At 62.4% G+C, this 1,238-nt stretch carries 1 protein-coding gene and 1 pseudogene; one reads left to right on the plus strand and one right to left on the minus strand.

What is annotated here, in order from left to right:
* On the minus strand, window positions 1-749 hold a 749-nt coding region (locus PFH44_RS27700), incomplete at its 3' end, for an ABC transporter permease (protein ID WP_283826857.1).
* Between the two features lie 223 nt (window positions 750-972).
* On the opposite strand from PFH44_RS27700, the pseudogene PFH44_RS27705 reads away from it, so the two are divergent.
* Window positions 973-1,238: pseudogene (locus PFH44_RS27705) on the plus strand (ABC transporter substrate-binding protein); the annotation flags it as partial.

The following is a 1,238-nucleotide window of genomic DNA, read 5'->3' on the forward strand; positions in this document are numbered from 1 at the left end:
AGATGGTTAAAAGAGACAGCCATGCCGCTGAGGCCCACCGCCGCAATGGTGACGAAGACGATATCCAGCTGAAACAGCTGGCGGCCCCAGACCATCAGGTAGCCAATCCCTTCGGAAGAGGCCAGCAGCTCAACGACGATCAGCGATACCCAGGCCTGCGAAAGCGCAAGCCGCAGGCCGGTAAACCAGCCCGGGAGGCTCGCCGGGATCACCAGCCAGCGCAGCCGCTGCCAGCGGGAGAAGTTCATGACCCTTGCCGCTTCGCTCAGCGTCAGCGGTACGCCGCTGACCGCCTGCTGGGTGTTGATGGTCATCGGCACCACGGTGGTTTTGACGATAACCGCCAGCTTCAGGCCGTTATCAATGCCAAAGATCACCATAAACAGCGGGATCCAGCCCAGCGTCGGAATTTGCGCCAGGGCGTAAAACAGCGGCTCGATGCGCTGGGCGGCGGACGGAACCAGGCCGAACAGCGCTCCGAGCAGCGTTCCGGCCGCGGCCCCCAGCAGCAGGCCGAGAGCCAGATGCCGGAGGCTAAATCCCCACTGCGCCAGCAGATCGCCGCTCAGCAGCGACAGCGCGGTATTGGCCACGACCGACGGCGCGGGCAGGATCTGCTCCGCCATCCAGCCTTCGCGGGCGGCGACGTACCACAGCAGCAGCAGCAGCGCGGGCAGCAGCCACGGCCAGCCGTTGAGCCTGAATGTCGGCCTGCGCGGGGCGCCTGTTCTTAAGATCGTCTGCGACATATCGGTCCACTTTTGCTGAAGGTATGCCGCTATAAAAACGTTCCTTGCGCCCCGCCGCCATTGCGTTAGACGAATAATCCCGATGCAGCAAATGCATTTCAGCCTGCCGGGCACGCGGCCCCTGGTTTAGCTTTTTTTCAGCTTTGCTCTGCGCATAAAAGCATTTAACACCCGGCCCTTCGGCTCTTTAGGGTGAGAAAAAAACTCAGGGGAGCAACAACTTATGATGAAAGCATTTTTTAGCCGCACCTTAGTGGCGCTGGTCGCCGCCGTGGGCCTGCTGGCCGGCGCTCAGGGCGAGGAGCTGCGCACCATCCGCATCGGCGTGCCGGATCAAAGCGCGGGCAGCAAGCCGTTTATCGAAGGGCCCGTCGGCATGGCGTTTATCCGCCATCAGCTGGAAGCGGTGTTTAAGCCGCAGGGCGTGGAGGTGCAGTGGCAGTTTTTCAAAGGCGCGGGCCCGGCGGTGAATGAGGCGCTGGCCAACCG

Source organism: Klebsiella sp. Ech2A (assembly GCF_030078455.1).
In the GTDB taxonomy this organism is placed as follows: Bacteria; Pseudomonadota; Gammaproteobacteria; order Enterobacterales; family Enterobacteriaceae; genus Klebsiella; species Klebsiella terrigena.